General features: G+C 46.3%; 16 protein-coding genes and 1 pseudogene. 9 read left to right on the plus strand and 8 right to left on the minus strand.

Annotated features, from left to right (window positions below; genetic code table 11):
• Nucleotides 1-54: 54 nt before the first annotated feature.
• Nucleotides 55-2,469, minus strand: a complete 2,415-nt coding sequence (locus ACLTD4_RS18385; protein WP_117623391.1) for a GH36-type glycosyl hydrolase domain-containing protein — start codon at nt 2,467-2,469, stop codon at nt 55-57.
• 297 nt (nt 2,470-2,766) lie between these two features.
• Between ACLTD4_RS18385 and ACLTD4_RS18390 the strand changes: the two genes are divergently transcribed.
• Together ACLTD4_RS18390 and ACLTD4_RS18395 are read left to right on the plus strand one after the other, a co-directional pair.
• Entirely contained in the window at nt 2,767-3,378 is a 612-nt protein-coding gene (locus tag ACLTD4_RS18390; protein WP_117623392.1) for a 4Fe-4S binding protein, read from the plus strand.
• Nucleotides 3,379-3,716: 338 nt separating this feature from the next.
• The gene (locus ACLTD4_RS18395; protein WP_147335906.1) at nt 3,717-4,025 is read left to right on the plus strand and encodes a hypothetical protein; all 309 of its coding nucleotides are present in this window, start codon (nt 3,717-3,719) and stop codon (nt 4,023-4,025) included.
• A 27-nt stretch (nt 4,026-4,052) separates the two neighbouring features.
• Here ACLTD4_RS18395 and ACLTD4_RS18400 read toward each other — a convergent pair whose 3' ends face one another.
• Genes ACLTD4_RS18400 through ACLTD4_RS18410 form a run of 3 tightly spaced genes read right to left on the minus strand, consistent with a single transcriptional unit; the run spans nt 4,053 to nt 6,007 of the window.
• Nucleotides 4,053-5,285 carry a DUF4272 domain-containing protein gene (locus ACLTD4_RS18400; RefSeq protein WP_117623394.1) on the minus strand — a complete coding sequence of 411 codons (1,233 nt, stop codon included), beginning with the start codon at nt 5,283-5,285 and terminating at the stop codon, nt 4,053-4,055.
• Nucleotides 5,282-5,803 (minus strand): GNAT family N-acetyltransferase, encoded by a 522-nt coding sequence (locus ACLTD4_RS18405; protein ID WP_117623395.1) that lies wholly within the window; start codon nt 5,801-5,803, stop codon nt 5,282-5,284. The genes ACLTD4_RS18400 and ACLTD4_RS18405 overlap by 4 nt, the downstream gene beginning before the upstream one ends.
• Before the next feature lie 39 nt (nt 5,804-5,842).
• Nucleotides 5,843-6,007, minus strand: coding sequence for a hypothetical protein (locus ACLTD4_RS18410; protein ID WP_243008349.1), 165 nt, complete (start codon nt 6,005-6,007; stop codon nt 5,843-5,845).
• Between the two features lie 136 nt (nt 6,008-6,143).
• On the opposite strand from ACLTD4_RS18410, the gene ACLTD4_RS18415 reads away from it, so the two are divergent.
• Genes ACLTD4_RS18415 through ACLTD4_RS18430 form a run of 4 tightly spaced genes read left to right on the plus strand, consistent with a single transcriptional unit; the run spans nt 6,144 to nt 8,467 of the window.
• A complete protein-coding gene (locus ACLTD4_RS18415; RefSeq protein ID WP_117623396.1) occupies nt 6,144-6,809 on the plus strand; it encodes a TetR/AcrR family transcriptional regulator in 666 nt (221 codons plus the stop codon).
• Nucleotides 6,802-7,545, plus strand: coding sequence for an ABC transporter ATP-binding protein (locus tag ACLTD4_RS18420; RefSeq protein WP_117623397.1), 744 nt, complete (start codon nt 6,802-6,804; stop codon nt 7,543-7,545). The genes ACLTD4_RS18415 and ACLTD4_RS18420 overlap by 8 nt, the downstream gene beginning before the upstream one ends.
• Entirely contained in the window at nt 7,529-8,239 is a 711-nt protein-coding gene (locus ACLTD4_RS18425; protein WP_117623398.1) for an ABC transporter permease, read from the plus strand. The genes ACLTD4_RS18420 and ACLTD4_RS18425 overlap by 17 nt, the downstream gene beginning before the upstream one ends.
• Complete coding sequence (locus tag ACLTD4_RS18430; RefSeq protein WP_117623399.1) at nt 8,240-8,467, plus strand: hypothetical protein; 228 nt, start codon at nt 8,240-8,242, stop codon at nt 8,465-8,467. It abuts the gene before it with no gap.
• 160 nt (nt 8,468-8,627) lie between these two features.
• Here the strand turns inward: ACLTD4_RS18430 and ACLTD4_RS18435 are convergent, their stop codons facing one another.
• The 4 genes from ACLTD4_RS18435 to ACLTD4_RS18450 are packed head-to-tail and all read right to left on the minus strand — an operon-like array spanning nt 8,628 to nt 13,618.
• The gene (locus ACLTD4_RS18435; protein WP_117623400.1) at nt 8,628-10,139 is read right to left on the minus strand and encodes a sulfatase-like hydrolase/transferase; all 1,512 of its coding nucleotides are present in this window, start codon (nt 10,137-10,139) and stop codon (nt 8,628-8,630) included.
• A gap of 2 nt (nt 10,140-10,141) precedes the next feature.
• A complete protein-coding gene (locus ACLTD4_RS18440; protein WP_181988680.1) occupies nt 10,142-11,764 on the minus strand; it encodes an extracellular solute-binding protein in 1,623 nt (540 codons plus the stop codon).
• A 23-nt stretch (nt 11,765-11,787) separates the two neighbouring features.
• Entirely contained in the window at nt 11,788-12,666 is an 879-nt protein-coding gene (locus tag ACLTD4_RS18445) for a carbohydrate ABC transporter permease (RefSeq protein WP_117623402.1), read from the minus strand.
• Nucleotides 12,667-12,682: 16 nt separating this feature from the next.
• Nucleotides 12,683-13,618: an ABC transporter permease gene (locus tag ACLTD4_RS18450; protein ID WP_243007924.1), complete on the minus strand. Its 936-nt coding sequence runs from the start codon at nt 13,616-13,618 to the stop codon at nt 12,683-12,685.
• Nucleotides 13,619-13,789: 171 nt separating this feature from the next.
• Between ACLTD4_RS18450 and ACLTD4_RS18455 the strand changes: the two genes are divergently transcribed.
• From ACLTD4_RS18455 to ACLTD4_RS18465, 3 genes and pseudogenes are all read left to right on the plus strand, one after another.
• Nucleotides 13,790-15,559, plus strand: a complete 1,770-nt coding sequence (locus ACLTD4_RS18455) for a sensor histidine kinase (protein ID WP_412331463.1) — start codon at nt 13,790-13,792, stop codon at nt 15,557-15,559.
• Nucleotides 15,534-17,123, plus strand: a complete 1,590-nt coding sequence (locus ACLTD4_RS18460) for a helix-turn-helix domain-containing protein (protein WP_117623405.1) — start codon at nt 15,534-15,536, stop codon at nt 17,121-17,123. The genes ACLTD4_RS18455 and ACLTD4_RS18460 overlap by 26 nt, the downstream gene beginning before the upstream one ends.
• A gap of 166 nt (nt 17,124-17,289) precedes the next feature.
• A pseudogene (locus ACLTD4_RS18465) lies at nt 17,290-18,178 on the plus strand (FUSC family protein); the annotation flags it as partial.

Here is an 18,178-nt window from a genome sequence, read left to right on the forward strand (position 1 = left end):
TCCTTGATTGAAATGTATTTGCTCTCAGTTCTATCGCATCATAATATAAAAATTTTATGATAGGTATAATTCGATTTCCGTCTTCTCTCTGAGCATTTCTGCCGGAATATAGTTTTCTTCCATCTGAACACCGTTAACTGTCAGCTTTTTAAAGCCCGATTCTGCATGCTCCGGGTTGTAAACCGTAATGTGCAGATGTTTTCCCCTGAAATCCTTGTCTATCTCAAAGCCAGCCCACTCTTTTGGTATGGAAGGCGCTATTTTCAATCCCCCAAAGTCGGGACGTACACCGAGGATACCCTCGACACAGCCGACCATGACTGTGGAGGCCGTACCTGTCAGCCAGTGCACGTGAGACCGTCCAAAATGCGGGCTCGCTTTCCCCTCTGTGAACTGTCCATAACAATACGGTTCCAGCTTACGAATTTCAGCCCTGTCATTCTGAGCTGCCGGTGCATTTTCCTTAAAATAGGCAAAGGCCCGTTCCCCATGCCCGCGAAGCGCTTCTGCGAGAATAATCCAGCCCTGTGACTGTGAGAAAATACCGGCATTTTCCTTGACACCCGCGTTGTAAATGACTGCAAGGGCGCCGTCAAAGGCATCGAGATGATATGGCGGATCCATAAGCACGGCGCCGTATTCCGTATTTAGTCTCTCATGCACCGTGTCAAGCGCCTTGTCCGCCTGTTCGTCTGTTGCAAATCCGCTGATAACCGCCCAGCTTTGAGGATTCAGCCACAGATTTGCCTCTTGATCCGTTCTCTTTCCAATGACCTCTCCTTTCTCTGTAAAGCCTCTGATAAACCTGTCTTCATTCCAGCAAAGCTTCTGAATTAATTCTCCGAGCTGCTTTTGTTTTTCGTCAAGAAATGCAATGTAGCTTTCATCCTTTTTGTACCCGGCAAATTTCCTGAGAATCGTCATCGCATAGTAATACTGGAATGCTACAAAGGAGGACTCTCCCTCCGCTCCCAGCCGCAGACAGTCATTCCAGTCCGCGTAAAGTCCTGCCGGCATGCCGTGCGGTCCTAAATGCTTCATGGAGAAATCAACCGCACGTTTTAAGTGCTCATAAACCGTCCCTTCGCCCTTGTTGGCATATAGAATCACCTCATCGATAAATGCAAGGTCTCCTGATTCCGACACATATTTATATATCGTAGGGAACAGCCACAGCGCGTCGTCCGCCCTGTATGCCGGATGTCCTGTTTCCTGTACATAGGCATCATCATCCGGTGTATCCTCATGTCCCGGGTGGTGTGTGAATTTTACAAGCGGAAGCCCGCCGCCGTTGTCAACCTGTGCAGAGAGCATGAAACGGATTTTCCCGGCTGCCATTCCGGGCGCCAGATGGATAATCCCCTGAATATCCTGCACCGTATCGCGATAACCGTATCCGTTCCGGAGTCCACAGTAGATAAACGAAGCAGCCCGCGACCATAGAAAGGTCATAAAGCAGTTATAGGCATTCCATGTATTAATCATTGTATTAAACGACGCATCCGGTGTCTTTACCTGGAAATGAGACAGCTTTCCATGCCACCAGGCAGTCAGTTCATGGAATTCCTCTGCGCAGGTTTCCGAAGGATTCCGGTAGCATGCAAGTATTTTGTCAGCTTCGTCTTTGTACTTCATTCCCAGTATGAATGCAATCTCTTTTGTTTCCCCGGGTTCAAGCGTGAGTGTGGCGGTGAGCGCTCCGCACCCGTTTTCATTGTAGCTCAGCTCATTCCCGAGATTTCCGTTCATGACACCTGCAGGATTTTCATAGCCGTGATAGCGTCCGATAAATTTCTCCCTGTCTCCGCAGTAGGATGCTGCTTCTGCTCCTGCCAGTCCAAAGAAGCGGTCAAGCACAAGCTTGTTGTCAACCTCCTCTCCATTCTCCAGGCCGTCAAGATTGCCGTGTATCGTCTGACGAATGCGGTCCTTGTCAAAGGCAGTTCTTGTGATAAACAACGAATACTGAAGATTTACCTGATCCTGTTCATAGTTGTTGTTATTTGTAAACTCTGCATATCCTGTGATATTCAGACTTCTCGCCGAGCCAGAGCTGTTCGTCACTTTCAGATCCCACACCTCATAGGACTTGTTAAGCGGCACATAGTACAGCGCTTCTGAATGAATGCCGCTGTAATCCGCTTCTATTTTCGTATACGCTGTTCCGTGACGGCACCTGCTCTGGTATGTCTCCAAATCCTTTCCGACAGGCTGCCATGATGCTGACCAGTAATCCCTGCCGTCATTGTCGCGGATATAGATGTAGCGTCCCGGCTGGTCAAAATTGTTAAATATATAGCGTAAAATCCTGCCGTTTGCACCTGACTTTGCAAAGCTGTAGCCACCTGCATTGTTAGAAATGACTGCACCGTATTCGGGAGACCCCAGATAGTTTGCCCACGGCGCAGGTGTATCGGGTCGCGTAATCACATATTCTCTTTTCTCATCATCAAAATAACCGTACTGCATACTGCATCGTCCTCCTGAATTTCTGTCTATTTCAGTGATTATCTTTCATAATGTAATATATTTACTCTGAGTATATCGTAATCTCCACGAACTAAAAATCAGATTCATGGCAAAAATATCAGATTCATGACCTAAAATAAGCTTTCTATTTTTCAGCGCGCATCTGGCTGACCAGACGAAGAATGATTTCAAGTAGATTTGGCAAAATACCGCAGTACCTGCCATTTACATTTCACATTAAAACATTTACATTTCACGTTAAAGGGAGTAAGCTTACATTATCAGGAGGTGTTTTCCATGAACGAAAAAGCAAAGAAGTATGTAACTATGTTTCGGCAGGTCAAAATCGCATCCGCCGCAACGGTGGACGCCGTGGGCCATCCGCAGAGCCGGATCATCAATATCATGATCGCCAATGATGACGGGATGTATATCGTAACCTCTAAAGGCAAGCCTTTTTATAAGCAGCTGGCCGCCAGCGGTGAGATTGCCTTAAGCGCCATGTGCCCGGAATGCCAATCGCTGAAATTCACGGGACGCCTGCGCCTTGCAGATAAGAACTGGGTGGACGAGGTATTTCTCCAGAATCCGGGTATGAATGAGGTCTATCCGGGTGACAGCCGTTATATACTCGATGCATTTCTGATTTATGAAGGCAGCGGGGAATGGTTTGATCTGCTTCACTATCCAATCAACCGGGAAAGCTTCTCCTACGGAGGGACGGATGAGGAAGTAAGCGGATTTTCCATCACTGACGCATGTATCGGATGCGGGCGGTGTGCGGAGGCATGTCCGCAAAAATGCATCACGCCGGGGGAGCCTTATCAGATTGTGGGAAACCATTGTCTCCGGTGCGGGTTGTGTCAGGAGACCTGCCCTGTGGGGGCGGTAATTAATCTGAACGACTAAACACTCAGCTGCGGAAAGACAGGTTCCTCCTAATGAAAAAGCAGAAAAAACATTCGAATATAACTATTTTTTTAACAAAAAGAAATCTTCTCTTTTGGAAATGGGAAATTTTTTTCATTTACAATATCATGGTATCCCTTTTATTTCTTCTGATTCCGGCCGGCGGCTTATTCGCGGCCATGATTCAGGGAGACCTGGCTGCTGTTCTCATACGCCTTGACAAAGATTTCTGGCTGATGCTATTTTCAGGGATGGTATTTTCTATAATTTTTCCGGATATTTGTTATTTTGTTTCTATCTTGCATCGTTTATCCTGGCTGCAGCGGGAGGAACTCTATTTGGGAGTCATTTTTAATGAATGTTTTAAGCAGACGGAAATCCACAGGCGGGATGTTATTTATGCAGACAGCGATTGGTTTATCATTCCTAACAGAGCCTATGTATTTCATATTCATTTTATAAAGGAATTAGGGAAATTTTCCGGGAACGGGCGATACCGGACCGGGCTTATCGAAACTGCGGATGATGGGAAATGGAAGATTGTCCTTACGGCCGGGGAAGTAAAAAAACTACGGCAGTGGTACCGGATGCAAAAATCGAATGCGGCCACTGCCGATAACACGCGGTTTTCGCAGGCGAACAGCTGATCCGTGAATCCCTCCGTCTCTCCGCGCCTACGTCGTCGTTGTCACCTGGTCCCAGTCTGCGATTCCATCGGCCTGCACCAGCCAGTTGAGCGCATAATGCCACTCGAAAACAATATCACTGCTCAGCATCGGAACCTCCTTGTGGTGGACTCTCGCATCGACGCAGGCCCAGTCATACCGCAGCACCAGATCCTGCATGTCGAGAATCTCGTCCATGCTGCGAAGCACCGCAGCTTCCATCAGGCTGTCAAAGGTATGGTTCCACATGACTGCCCCAAGCTCAGAGGCATCGCAAATTTCTGTCGGTTCCTTCAACTCCATCATGGACAGTGCCCACAAAAGTACAGAGCAGCACTCGTACCGCCATCCAAACCGATTATGGAGCGCCGGATCCTTGTCCGGATTTTCGAGATAGTCCCGCTCTTCCGGTGAGAGCCAATCCGAGATCTGATAGCGTTCCTCCATCTGTGCGATCTCTTCCGCCGCCATTTCCCTGCAGTTTTCAAACTGGCCGCTTGTAAAAATCTCAGACTGGACACAAGCGGTAAAAATACAGGCAAGGCGATGAACGATCACTTCCTTGTCCGGAATTTTACATTCCGATTCGAACACCGACGCCTTTAAATGCTCAAGAAAGGGAATCCCCTTCTCCTTTAAAATGGCGATGGAACGCATTTTCCGTTCTCTGTCTGCCTCTTCCTCATTCACCTCACGATCCAGAATCGTGGTGCTGGCCTGCGGATAAAATTCTTCAAAATCACTCTTTCCGTCAATCGACAGCAGCAGGCGGCCATCCCAGTGATACAGATACATATTGGGATACAGCACAAAGGCGCTGAGTTCTTCCGCCATGCCATAAATGGAGTGTATGATACCGTTTGTCCTGTCGCTGTCCCTGTCGATTTCGAACCGGATTCCTATGATACAATTAAACAGACGCATCTGGCATAGGGCCGCTTCCTTCACCTCCTCATTCTCAAGAGGGGCCTGGGAAAAGAAATTGGCCATTCCATTGGACTGCACCTTCGTCTCCTCGCCATCCGTTACCAGGTGGAAAACCGCTGTGGTGCCATCCTTAAAACGAATCTGGAATTCATCTTCGTCCGTATAAAAGATCTTGTCCGTCACTTCCGCAAACAGGCGGCATGCAATATCCGGCACGGCCTTCCCGTCTTTTCTGCAGGCATACAGTGTCAGGACTGCTTCCTGTGTCTTTGGTTCTTCCTTTTTAGGCTGAGCCTTCTTTCCAAACAGTTTCATGGTATTATCCTTTCTATATTTGGTACAACACTTGATTCCATTGGCAGAGCGTAAATGTATAATCCAGAAGGAAAATCATCGAAATGAAGGATCTCCTGTATCTGAAATCCGCATTTCTCCATCACCTTTCGCGAACCGTAATTCTCTTCCACCACATAAGCTTTCAGACCTCTGATTCCCTGTTCCTGTGCAAATGTCTTCAGCAGTTCCACGGCAGCGGTATTGTATCCCTTGTTCCAGAATCTCTGAAAACTGAACAGTGACACCGAATACTCTCCGCAGTTCTCCTCATCCTGTTTCAGGGCGGCGACTCCTACCGGTTCTCCGCTGTCTGCAATTCGTATGAGAAAGCCGTAATTTCCCCCTTCCGCATAATGCCGGATGAGTTCATCTGCCTCCTCCGGCTTCTCATGGGTATCAAAACGCATATATTTTACGATCTCCGGGTCGGAAGTCATGGAAAATACCGTATCCCTGTCTTCTGCCCTTAATTTATCCAGCCAAATTTTCTTTTCCAAAGTCTTTCAAACCTCCAATTCCCATTCTCTATGGCTATTTTACCATAAATTTACCGACTCTGGAAGAATCCCGTTATTTAAATACTGAACGGCAGAAGCAATATCCATTTTAACTCTTCTTTTATATACCACACCGCTGTATTTCTTCATCATTTGCAGAAATACCATACTCTTTTCGTAACGTTCAAATATTTCCTGTACCATACCGGCCTGCCTCCTTTTCTTTCTGCAATTGGTTTATCAAGGTTTATTAACACGCCAAATAAAATTGACAAAACAGATAATGTGGTATATAATAAATAAAAACCGAACGTCCGGTTTTTATAATAAGGAGAATCCTATGCCGAAAAAATATAATTCACAGGCAACCATTGAAAACATATTAACGGTTTCCGCAAAGTTGTTTTTAGAAAAGGGATTTGATAAAACAAGTATTCAGGATATAGCGGAGGCCGCCGGTATATCAAAAGGGGCTATTTATCATCACTTTAAGTCAAAAGATGAAATTATCAGCGCAGTCACTGAAAACCAGACAAAGAATACTAAGTCCATGCTTGAAAGCTGGTTGTCTGAAACAGACACTCTTACAGGAAAAGAACAACTAACTGCCATTTTAGAAAAAAACCTTGACTGCCAGGACGCCCATTATTTAGACGAAGTTATGAGTGGCCGCATGAAAAGTGCAGAATTTGTCTTGTCCTATATGCAGACCTGTGTCAATCAAGACGCCGCCCTTATCTCAAACACAATTCAACAAGGGATAACCGATGGTTCGCTCGTTACAGATTTTCCTGATGAATGTGCCGAAGTTTTTCTTTTACTGATGAACGTATGGTGCGATCCCGCCGTCTTTCGCTGTGATGCCCGGAAATTATCACTTCGATTAAGATTTTTACAGCACCTGATGAAATCTATTGGCGTAGATGTCTTGAGCGATACGCTTCTCGAAAGAACTTTAGACCTGTTGCAGAAGCTATACACGGAGGAAGTCCATTTCAATGAATAAATCCTTAGCTGTACAAACGAAAAAACTGACAAAGGTTTTCCCTGGAAACGAAGCTGTTAAAAATTGCAGTATAAACGTTGAGCGCGGAACAATTTACGGCCTTTTAGGGCCAAATGGGGCTGGGAAAACTACGCTTTTCAAAATAATATCCGGGTTGCTTACACCGACAATGGGTAACGCGCAGGTTTTAGGAAAAGACATTGTTTCTGAGCGTGATATTATCTTATCCGAGATTGGAACAATCATTGAAACTCCCATATTTTATGAGCACTTATCAGCGGCCAAAAATTTGGGAATCCATCTTGCCTACATGAAAAAGAAGCCGGAGGATATTGACACTGTTCTATCAAAGGTCGGACTGAGTAATACAGGCGTTCAGCCTGTTTCAAAATTTTCTTTGGGTATGCGGCAGCGGCTGGCAATTGCAAGGGCTATTATTCATAAACCCCAACTACTGATTTTAGACGAACCTATTAACGGACTTGATCCTATGGGAATTAGGGAAATGCGGGATTTTTTCATAGCGCTCGTAAAAGAGCAAAACATGACCCTGCTCATTTCCAGTCACATTCTAACGGAGATTGAACACATAGCTGACACCATTGGAATAATTAAAGACGGGACAATCGTAAGAGAGGTTTCCATGGCTAAACTGAAATCAGAGTCCCCCTCTGGTCTTGAGGATTATTTCATGGATATCATGACTGGGAGGATAGAAAGTGAAAACACTATTTAAATTGGAACTGCAAAAAAATATAATACGTACTTATGTGGCAGCCTCTCTCATCATTGCATTCACAATGCTGGGCTTCTTGTACCTTTTTGCATATGCGCCTATGCTGGAACCAAACGATAAAGATATGGCTATTTTTTCGGGCTATCATAATCTTATTCCGCTGTTTGGTGTTTTAAATATGGCAGTGTTTTGTGTATTGTCGGCAGTGATGTATTCAAAATTCATCATTGAAGATTACACCGGAAAACGCATAATTTTACTTTTCTCATACCCGGTAAGCCGAAAGAAAATTATGTTATCAAAGCTCGGCATTGTATATCTCTTTACCGTAATTTCAATGGTTGCCAGCAACATTGCTATTTTTCTGGTATTTGGTCTAACCGAACAATTTATACACCTTATAAATGAAAGTTTTACACTTTTTATTCTAGCGCAGGCGATTGAAATTACACTTATCATGTCCTTCATCGCTGCCAGTACAGGCATTATAGCAGCCGGCATTGGATTTGTAAAAAAATCAGTTCCAACAACGATTGTATCAGCCGTTTTAATTGCTTCTCTCATGTGCAATATCGTTGTAAATGCCACAGCGAATAAAGCAGTATTGTATTTGCTTGCAATAGTAATCCTGACTATTGCATTTATAGTTTCAATACTTTTAATGAAACAGGTGAACCGAATGGAGGTTGAATAAATGGAACAGAGAATTGAGGGAGCAATAGACAGCGGTCTTGAAAGCTTATCGTCCGGGCTATATGTTTTTAGTGTTGGCTTTGGTATTGTGCTCATTATATTGGGCGCTATCCTACTATTTAAGAGTAAAGACAGAGGCTCGAATAAGAAAAAAGGTGCCGTAAACATTGGGTTGATTTCTCTTGTTCTCGGTGTTTTAGCTGTCATAAGCGGACTTGTGCAAATGTAATCATTTTATTGGCCGCACAGCTAAATATAGCTTTAGGCCAGCTTCGTCTGAAGTCCCACTGTTTTATTATCACATCAAAAAAATACTGTCAAAAACTTTTACATGCAGCAACATATGCTTCCAAAAGTTTCTGGCAGTATTCCATTTCCCCTTACTATTCCTATTCCCGCTTCTGTTTCATTTCCCGTTTCGCCGTCCTGATGATCCCAGGGCCATACCGTGCCAGCGCGGTCGTAATATAGGGGTCCCCCAATGCGTCCCAATGCAGATATGCAAATTTCCATAATTTCTTATACAGGTCATAGATAACTGCCTCGTACCCGGGTTCCTCCATCACATTTATCATGCAGTCCGGATCTTTTTTCAAATCATACAGTTCATCGAAATCAAATCCATTAAAAACGAGATGGTATTCGTCTGTAAAAATACTCCTCTGGATTCCATAGCACTCGTTTCCATTGCTCTGTGTATAAGTCTCCGAGCGCCATCGTTCCGGAATGCCCCCCTCCAGAAACGGCTTTAAGGAACGACCTGAAAACCGCCTTTTCGCTTCCGGATTATCCGCTTCCAATATCCCGGCCAGTTCTAAAAATGTCGGTGCATAATCCAGAAGCGATACCCTCTGGCTGATCACGGTCCCTTCCGCCTTAATACCGCCATACCCCATGACGGAACAGATGTGGTACGCCTCCTTAAAACACGGAAGGCCTTTCGTCCATAATCCATGGGCGCCGGCATAATCTCCGTGATCCGATACGTATAGGATGACCGTATCTTCAAGAAGCTCTCTCCGCTCCAGCACGTCGAGAAGCCTTCCGAACAGCGCATCCTCATAGGAGCAGAAGGCCAGGTAATGCTTCAGGGAACGTTTCTGTTCCGCCTCGCCGAGTTGGTCAAACCGCTCTCTCGTCCTTCTGTAGAGATTTGGTTTATCGAGCATCCGGTCCTTCCAGGACTCCGGGAGCACTATCGATTCATCCGGATAGAGATCCAGATACTGCTGTGGGACAAAGTACGGATCGTGAGGCCCCAGTGTTCCGACATACATACAGAATGGCTCATCTTTGCTCACATTCTCCAGCCAGCCTTCTGCACAGGATACAACATCACCGTCACCGAAGGGATTTTCCGTCACACCGTACTGGCTGTACTGGGGAAATCCAATTCTGGAGATTTCCCCTTCTCTGCGCCCCTCTTCTAAAGCAATGTCGTCTTCCTCTAAAAGCCAATCCCAGTCTCCCATAAAGGGAGTCCTCTTCCATGGCTTATACCGGCCCTCCTGCGGCGGATAGATCCAGGGACCAAATCCTCGATCGCCCGGCCCTTCTTCCGCGCTGACATGCCATTTCCCACTGAAATACATCTGATATCCCGCTTCCTTCAAATCTTCTGAAAACAGCTTAATCCCGTCATTTAAACCATGGGAAAATGCATCCGCCAGATCAATATTGTTCCATATGCCGTGCTCTGAGGGATACAACCCGGAAAAGAAGCTGGCACGGCTGGGGCAGCAGTGGGGAGAGGGACAATACGCCTCCTGAAAAGTCACACCATGGCGCTTTAGCCGCTCCAGATTCGGCATGTACGCCGGTCCCTTGCTCTGTTGGGTCGTCCCCAGCTGCTGGTCTGTCATAAATATCAGGAAATTACTTTTTCTCTTTCCGCTGTCCACGTCTATTGCTTCGCCATCCTTTCCCGTATCCCCTTTACCGTTTCTTTGTATTTATCGATCCCCAGCTTATTCAGCTGCTCCAAATAGGTATCCCATTCTGCTTCAATCCCGCCTTCCGTCAGCCATTTTACCTGCATCTTGTTGACATAGTCGTCGATATCCTTTGCCGTCGTGGTAAAGTACTTACTCTCCTCCTTATTCGGCAGCAGGAACAGAGAGGACTGCGTGGCATACGGAGCGTAGTGCTCTTTAGCGATCTGCAGCTTATTGATATCTTCATCCATGACCTGGACCAGCTTTCCCCAATCCTCGGAAGCAATCTTACAGGGTACGTGTACAGGGGCATTCTTATACCGGAATTCACTGTAGGACATCCCGTCAGGAGTAGGTACATAATCCAGCATTCCGCTGTCTGTCTTCTCCAGGGTGGTCCCAATCGGCCCTAAAAACAGCTGTGCCGAAATTTCCGGTTCAAAATGGGCGTCCAGCCATTTCATAATTGCCTCTTCCTTGCCCTTTGCCGATGCAGTCATAACGAATTGGGTTCCATTGACATTACCGTTGCTGTTGGCGCTGTTCTGCCAGATTCGCTTGCCTGTCGGACCTTCCAGAGGCTCAACAATCACATAATCTTCTTTGTATTTTTCAGGAACGACAAATGTGGAATCATATGCCATAAAAGAGCCTACAATTTCCGGATCGTTATTTCCCTTGGCATTCATGACTGAGGTGTCCGGTGTGGTGAAGCCTTCAGAATCCCACAACCCCTCTTTCACAAACTTGTGGTAATACTGGATTGCATCCTTGTACTCCTCCTGTTCTGCCGTATAGACAATCTCACCGTTCTCATCTTCTATGAAATGGGCGCCCACTGTCAAAACCGGATCCACATATCCAAAAGAGCCGAACAGCTGGTGGTAGCTGTATGCAGTATCCGGCACAGACGAATTATAATGGAAAACGAATGGAATCTCATCCCCCTTGTCGCCATTGCCGTTCATATCATTTTCTTTAAATGCCTTCAGTGCATCATAATACTCATCAACGGTCTTTGGGACAGGGAGTCCCAGCTGATCCAGCCACTTCTTGTTGATGTAGAGCAGGCCTGACGTATACATTACCTCTCTCTCCACCGCACGCCCGATGCTGTAGATTTTCCCGTCATCCGGATTGATACAGATATTCTTATATTCCGGCATTTCCTCAAATGCTTTCTTGAGATTCGGGCAGTATTCCTCGATGTAATCCGTCAGATCCAGAAACATTCCCTGAGGAGCGTATTTCGTTACATCGTTGACATTGACGGCATTCATGTAAAAGACATCCGGTAGATCCCCGCTGGATAAGATCAGATTCTTCTTATCCTCCCATGTCGCCGCCGAGTAAACCTGCCATTCCACCTCGACTCCGGTCTTTTCCTCCAGAATCTTATAGATTTCCATGTCATTCGGGTCACCGTGCCACTCATTCTTGATAAAGGTCACCTTAATTTTCTCTTTCCCTTTTTCCCCCGCATCGGCCTGACTGCTGTCCTGCCCCTTGGGCTGTGCTGCCCCTCCGCATGCCACACAGCCTGCCACTACGGCGGCGGCTGTACACAGTGCTGCAAATCTTCTTTTTTTCATTCTGCTTCTCCTTTCATTTATCCTCATCCCTTTACCGCCCCCAGCATCACGCCTTTTACGAAATGCTTCTGAACAAAGGGATAAAATACCAGCATTGGAATACTTGATACGACAACGCAGCCATATTTCAGCAAATCAACCAGCTGCTGCATATCCGCCACCGTAGATGCATCTGCCGAGGCCAGTGAATTCTGGCTGTCGATCAGAATGGTCCGAAGCACCAGCTGCAGCGGAAAACGGCTTTCGGAGCTCAAATAGATCATGGGCTCGAAATAGGAATTCCACTGCTTCGCCGCATAAAAAAGTACCATGACTGCAATCAGCGATTTCGACAGAGGCAGAGCCACACGAAAGAAGAATCCCACGTATCCGCATCCGTCTAAAAATGCTGCTTCCTTCAGTTCTTCCGGTATACTTCCCATAAAGTAAGACCTGGCGATTATCATATTGTAAGTGCTGATCAGCGTCGGCAGAACGATTGACCAGATGCTGTCCAGCATCCCCATCTGCTTTACCACGAAATACAGCGGAATGATACCTCCGTAAAAGTACATGGTAAAGACCATTATTTTCATGAATACGCCGCCAAACGGAAACTCTTTTCTGGAGAGCGCATAGGCGAGCGGAATGGTAAATACCACATTTAACAGGGTTCCGACTATCGTATAGAGCAGACCGTTGCCAAAGCCTGTCCATATCGATTCATCTGCAAATATCTTCCGGTAGCCATCCAGGGTGACATCCGCCGGCAGAAACAAAACCCTTCCCTGATAAACGGCTCTCGGGCTGCTGATGGAGGCAATCAGGCTGAAATACAGTGGATATAACGCAACGATCAAGATCATGACCAGCAGCACCGTCGTAACAATTTCGAAGACTCTGTCTTTTTTTCCCGCTTTCATTCACATATCCCCCATTCTACCATAAAGAAGTATCACTGAACCTTTTACTGAATTTATTGACTGAAATCAGAATCACGAAATTCACCACGGACTGCATCATCTCGACCGCAGACGCGTAACTGAAATCACCATCTACCAGTCCCCGCTTGTAGGTATACGTCGATATGACCTCCGATACCCCCAGATTCATGGAATTCTGCATTAAGTACGATTTTTCAAAGCCGATCGTTAAAAGCTGTCCCGCAGTCAGAATCAGCATGGTAATGATCGTCGGCATGATTCCCGGCAGATCGATATGCCAGATTCTCTGTAATCTTCCGGCCCCATCGACGATTGCCGACTCATGCAGATCAGGGGAAACCGATGCCAGCGCCGCTATGTAGACAATTGCAGACCACCCGCACGTCTGCCAGATCCCCGATAAGACATAGATCATGACATACATTCCGGGTTTTCCCATGAAATGGACAGGGTCTCCGCCAAAAAAGCGGATTACCGCATTTACCACACCGCTGTACGGAGAAAGCATGGTGTACATCATACCGACGAGAACGACAACGGAGATAAAATACGGTGCATACGTCGCAGTCTGAACCAGCTTTTTAAATGCTTTGTTTCTGACCTGGTTCAGCAGAATGGCGAGTATAATCGGAAAAGGAAATCCCAGGATCAGGTTCGTCACATTGATCAGCAATGTATTTTTGAGTATCAGGAAAAAATCCGGAGACCGGAAAAATCTCTCGAAATTTTCAAGTCCCACCCACGGGCTTTTCGTAAATCCCAGGAATGGAGAGTAATCCCGGAATGCAATCTGCGACCCGTAGATCGGCCAGTATTTAAATAATGCGTAATACACCAGCCCGGGTATTACAAACAAATACAGTGTTTTCGTTGCCCGGAAGTTTTTCATGAATCTTCGTTTTTGTTCAATCCTGCTTATACTGTTTTTCACAATTCATTTTCCTTTCTGTCCTGTGACCTTGTATATGACTTTATTATACTGACTCTCATCCGGCGGAAAGCTTTGTATTTTTTACCAGTTACTACAAATTTTTAATCTTTTATTGTAAGTGAATTTTTCTGATAGTATAATTCGAGTATACTCAATCAGGAGGCACAGAAGTTGGAAAAACACCCGAAATTAATCCATTACTTTAAATCCCATTTTAATGCCCGGCTCGTTCTGATCTTTCTATTCAATGGGATTGTTCCCGTTTTACTCATCAGCCTCACCACATATCCATTCTGGTTCCGCACCATGCGTTCGAAGGAACTCACCTTTACATACAGCAGAATTTCCACCATCAATCAGGCCCTGGATTCCCTGACCACTGACATTGAACAGAATATTACCCACATTTTTTCCAATGAAGATATTCGCAGTTATTTGAAGGAGGATTACGATGAAATCACGGTCGAAGGGCATAAGAAGCATGTCCTGATTGAGAATTTCCTGAAGTCCATCTCGAATTATGGCGAATTTGCCTGTTCCTACACGATCATCGACCGCTATAACCGCATATACACCAACGGCTCCAATGTCAACCGGCTCCAAAGCTTTCACAGTCCGCTCTGCGAGAGCGTGAAGCAGGCCTCCCCCGGCACCTACTACACGGAGCGGAATCTATACAGTACCGACAGTGAGAAGGCGCTGACCTACGGCCGTGTATTAAAGGAGGAGGCGGAAATACTCGCTGTCATTCTTGTGGATATCAGCCCGGAGCTGCTTCATTCCATTCTGGGAGATTATGATGGGAACAACTATCAGGTATTCATCGCTAACCCCAATAACGAACTGATCTACACCAATGCGGTTCACCTCCTCAGTAAACCGGAAATTATGGAGCATCTCCTCTCCGCCCATGGAACGACGGTAATTCTGGAAAATGAACGCTATGAGATGGCGCACGCCACTTCCCTTTTGACAAACTACCATACCTATGTGCTGGTTCCGCACACGTATATTTACAAAGATTCCGAAAATATAAGAGTTTTGTTTGTCATTATCCTGATTCTGGTTTTCATGCAGACCATCGCATTTTCCAGAATCATATCCAAATCGCTCTCCAGAAAGATCCTCCTGATTAAGAATGAGCTGCTCCGTTTTATCACCACCAGGGAGAAGAGTGTCTTTCACCATAAGAATAACGACGAACTGAAGGAAATATCAGACGGGATTGTGTATCTGGAAAATGAAATTGACAAGATGCTGGAGGAAATTCAGGCAAACGCAGAAAAACAGCGCCGGCTTGAACTGCAGACGCTGCAGCAGCAGCTGAATCCCCATATGATTTACAATGCTCTGAATACCATTACACAATTGGCCAGCCTTCAGGGCGTTAAAAATATCGAGGAGGTATCTCTGGCATTCACAAGAATGCTGAAACTCGTCTCCAAAAATACGGAGAATTTCGTCACGCTGCGTCAGGAAATCGGTTTTATCAAAGACTATATTTCCATTAAAAAATATAATAATTTCCAGAACCTCACGCTGCAGTGTGACGTTGCCGACCACCTCCTGGAACTTCCTGTTTTAAAGCTTCTGCTGCAGCCATTTATTGAGAACTGCATGAAGCATGGTTTCCGCAATTTCGAAGAGGATGGAATCATCTTTCTCTACGCCTATCTGGAAGAAGAACAGCTCCATATCATCATTGAAGACAATGGTTCCGGAATCAGAAACGATCAGATCGAACAGATACTTAATCTGTCCTGTCAAACGGAGGAGGACTATTCAAATATCGGAATACGGTCCTGTATCGAACGCCTTCGCCTCCAGTATGGGAACCGCTGCACATTTTCCATCGACAGCGACGGACAGAGCTTCACCCGAATTTCTTTGAGCTATCCTGTAAAGGAGGACCCGCATGCTTCAGACGCTTCTCGTCGATGACGACATACTTTCTTTAAATAAGATGCAGACCTTTCTGGCAGACCTCGATTTCATCCATGTCTGCGGGCAGTTGCTGGACGGAACAGGCGCCATCGAATATCTGAACACTCATGGCGATTCCATCGACATCGTGATCCTCGATATGGAGATGCCCGGGGCGAGCGGATTAGAGGTCGCCAGATTTATCAGCAAACATCAGCTTCCCATTACAATCCTTGTCATAAGCAATTACGATAATTTCGAGTACGTAAAACCGATTCTCCAGGCCGGGGCTTACGATTACCTCCTAAAGCATGAGCTGTCCCGGACTCTTCTCGAAACGAAATTGTCCGAAATACGGCTTTATATTGATAAACAGCAGCTTCATCAGAAGCAGTGGGACCAGATGTGCCAGCTGTCAAAACAGCAATACCTCCGGAATCTCGTCTTAAATTATGATATTCCGGATGAAAGCCGTCACTTTTTCGCCTCCGATCCGCTGCTCTGCGGCCGGCGTCACGTTGCGGCTTGCCTGCAGATCACCAATTTCTCCAGTATTTATCAGAGCATACCGGATGAACGCCATCAGAAGGTTGTCAATACGGTTCTCCACTTTTGTGATACATTTTTCACCTCGCTTCAGAGGGGAATTATCACACATATCAACTACGGTGAATTCCTGGTCCTGCTGTCCTTTCCGGATCTCACCAGCGAAGCCGCCATCCTTCAGACGGCAGCCCAGGATATCAGCCTGTTGAAGAACAACCTGCGGCGTTATCTCTCTATCCATACTTTTGCCGAGTCCATGCCCGTCTTCGACTCCGTGGAACATTTACGCCCCTATTACCTGAAAATTCACCATCGTCTTCAGGTAAAGCCTTTTAACAGCGATTCGGAACGTCCTGGAGAAAAGGAAGGCAATTCCGTTCTGCTGCTCTCCCTACAGGAGGAAAATGAGCTGTCGGAATCTCTTCTTCACCTGAACGAAAAAAAAGTGACTGAAATCGTCACTCATATTTTTGAAACAGTCGGGCAGACACACGTCTCTCTTCTTGGACTTCAGCGCCTCGTCCTGCGTCTGACGGAGATCATGCAGCTGGCTCTCCGAACGGCCTCCCAGGATCGTGAGACCATCACGGTACCGCCGCCGGCTGTCAACAATATTCTGGATATTGAGGCGCTGAAAAAACAGTTTCTCCTTTATTACCGCCAGGGCCTGGAACGGCTTGCTTCCGCCTCTGTCTCCCAATACCCGCCGTTGATCCAGAAGGCGCTGAATTACATCTATCAAAACTATCATCTGGATCTCTCTCTGTCGGATATCAGCCGCCACTGCGGAGTGTCGGAGGTCTACTTTTCCAGGGCATTCAAAGACGCGCTTGGCCTCCCTTTTACGAAATATTTAAACGCATACCGGGTCAGAATCGCCTCACACCTCCTCCGGCAGTCCAATGATTCCCTTAAAAAGATAGCCGAAGAGTCCGGATTTCAGAGTTATAATTATTTTTTGACTGTTTTTAAGACATATATGGGGGTTACGCCGGTGCAGTATCGGGAAAAATCACCGGATACTTCCACTGACTAATACTTATGAAGCCACAGAACGGACGCTAATCAGGCAAACTGTTTAACGTCCGTTCTGCAGTACAGTATCCTTCTGATATAGGGCAGGTTCATGCCCTCTTCACAAAAAAGATGACAGCCGTCCCCATTAGAGTTATAATATTTCCTTAAAGGAGATGACTTCACCCATGAAAAACAAAACAAAATCAGTATTGGCAGCTTTCCGCTCCAAATTTGCGGCCGCCCTGCCAATTATTCTTTTTTTCCTTTTTTTATTTTACTCTACGATCCTATTATTCGGCATTTCCTATTCAATCCTCGTATCGGTGGTTACAATCCTGTTCAAGGTCAATTATCGGAAATATCTAACAGTCCGGCAGCTGATTGTTCTTGTGGGGACGCAGTTTTTGATGGCTCTTCTCAGCTTTTTCGCCTCCCTCAACCTTGCGCTCTGCATTCTTCTCAATCTGACCGTTCCCTTTCTGCTGGTTTTTCTCCAGACCTCGCAGTTTAATCCGCTGGGATATTTTGCGAATGCCATGTGCTTTGTCTTTCTTCAGCTACGGCCAGTCGGGTGGGATGGACTGGCCATGCAGATGGGGGCGCTGGCCTACGGTCTGGCGGTTCTGACCATCATACTGTTCTTGTGTTCGCTTCAGAATAGGAAGAATGACCATTTTGCTGCTGCCAAAAAAGGGCTCCTGCTTCTGGCGGCCGCGCTGCGCGCTCAGATTGAGCAGATGTCCCCCTCCGCAGAACAAACAGACCCCTCCGGCAGTCTGGCTTCCGGACAGATGGATACCATCTTTCCAATCCTCCAGGGACTTTACGGAGAAGCCTACAAAAGCAGGGGCCTCACCTATGTGGTAAGCCCCCAGGGGAAAATTCAGTATATGTTTGCGCTGCTGTTTCAGCGTGCCGTGTATTTTCTGACAAATCCGTACCAGGCAGCCACTCTCTCTGACCAGACCTGTCATGACTTGTTGGAACGCCTGGCCCAATATATGGAGGCCGCGGGAAACAGCGGTTTTGAATGGAAAGAACTGGTCAACACAGGAAATAAGCTTCTGGCCGAAG

The organism is Hungatella sp. (assembly GCF_046966825.1).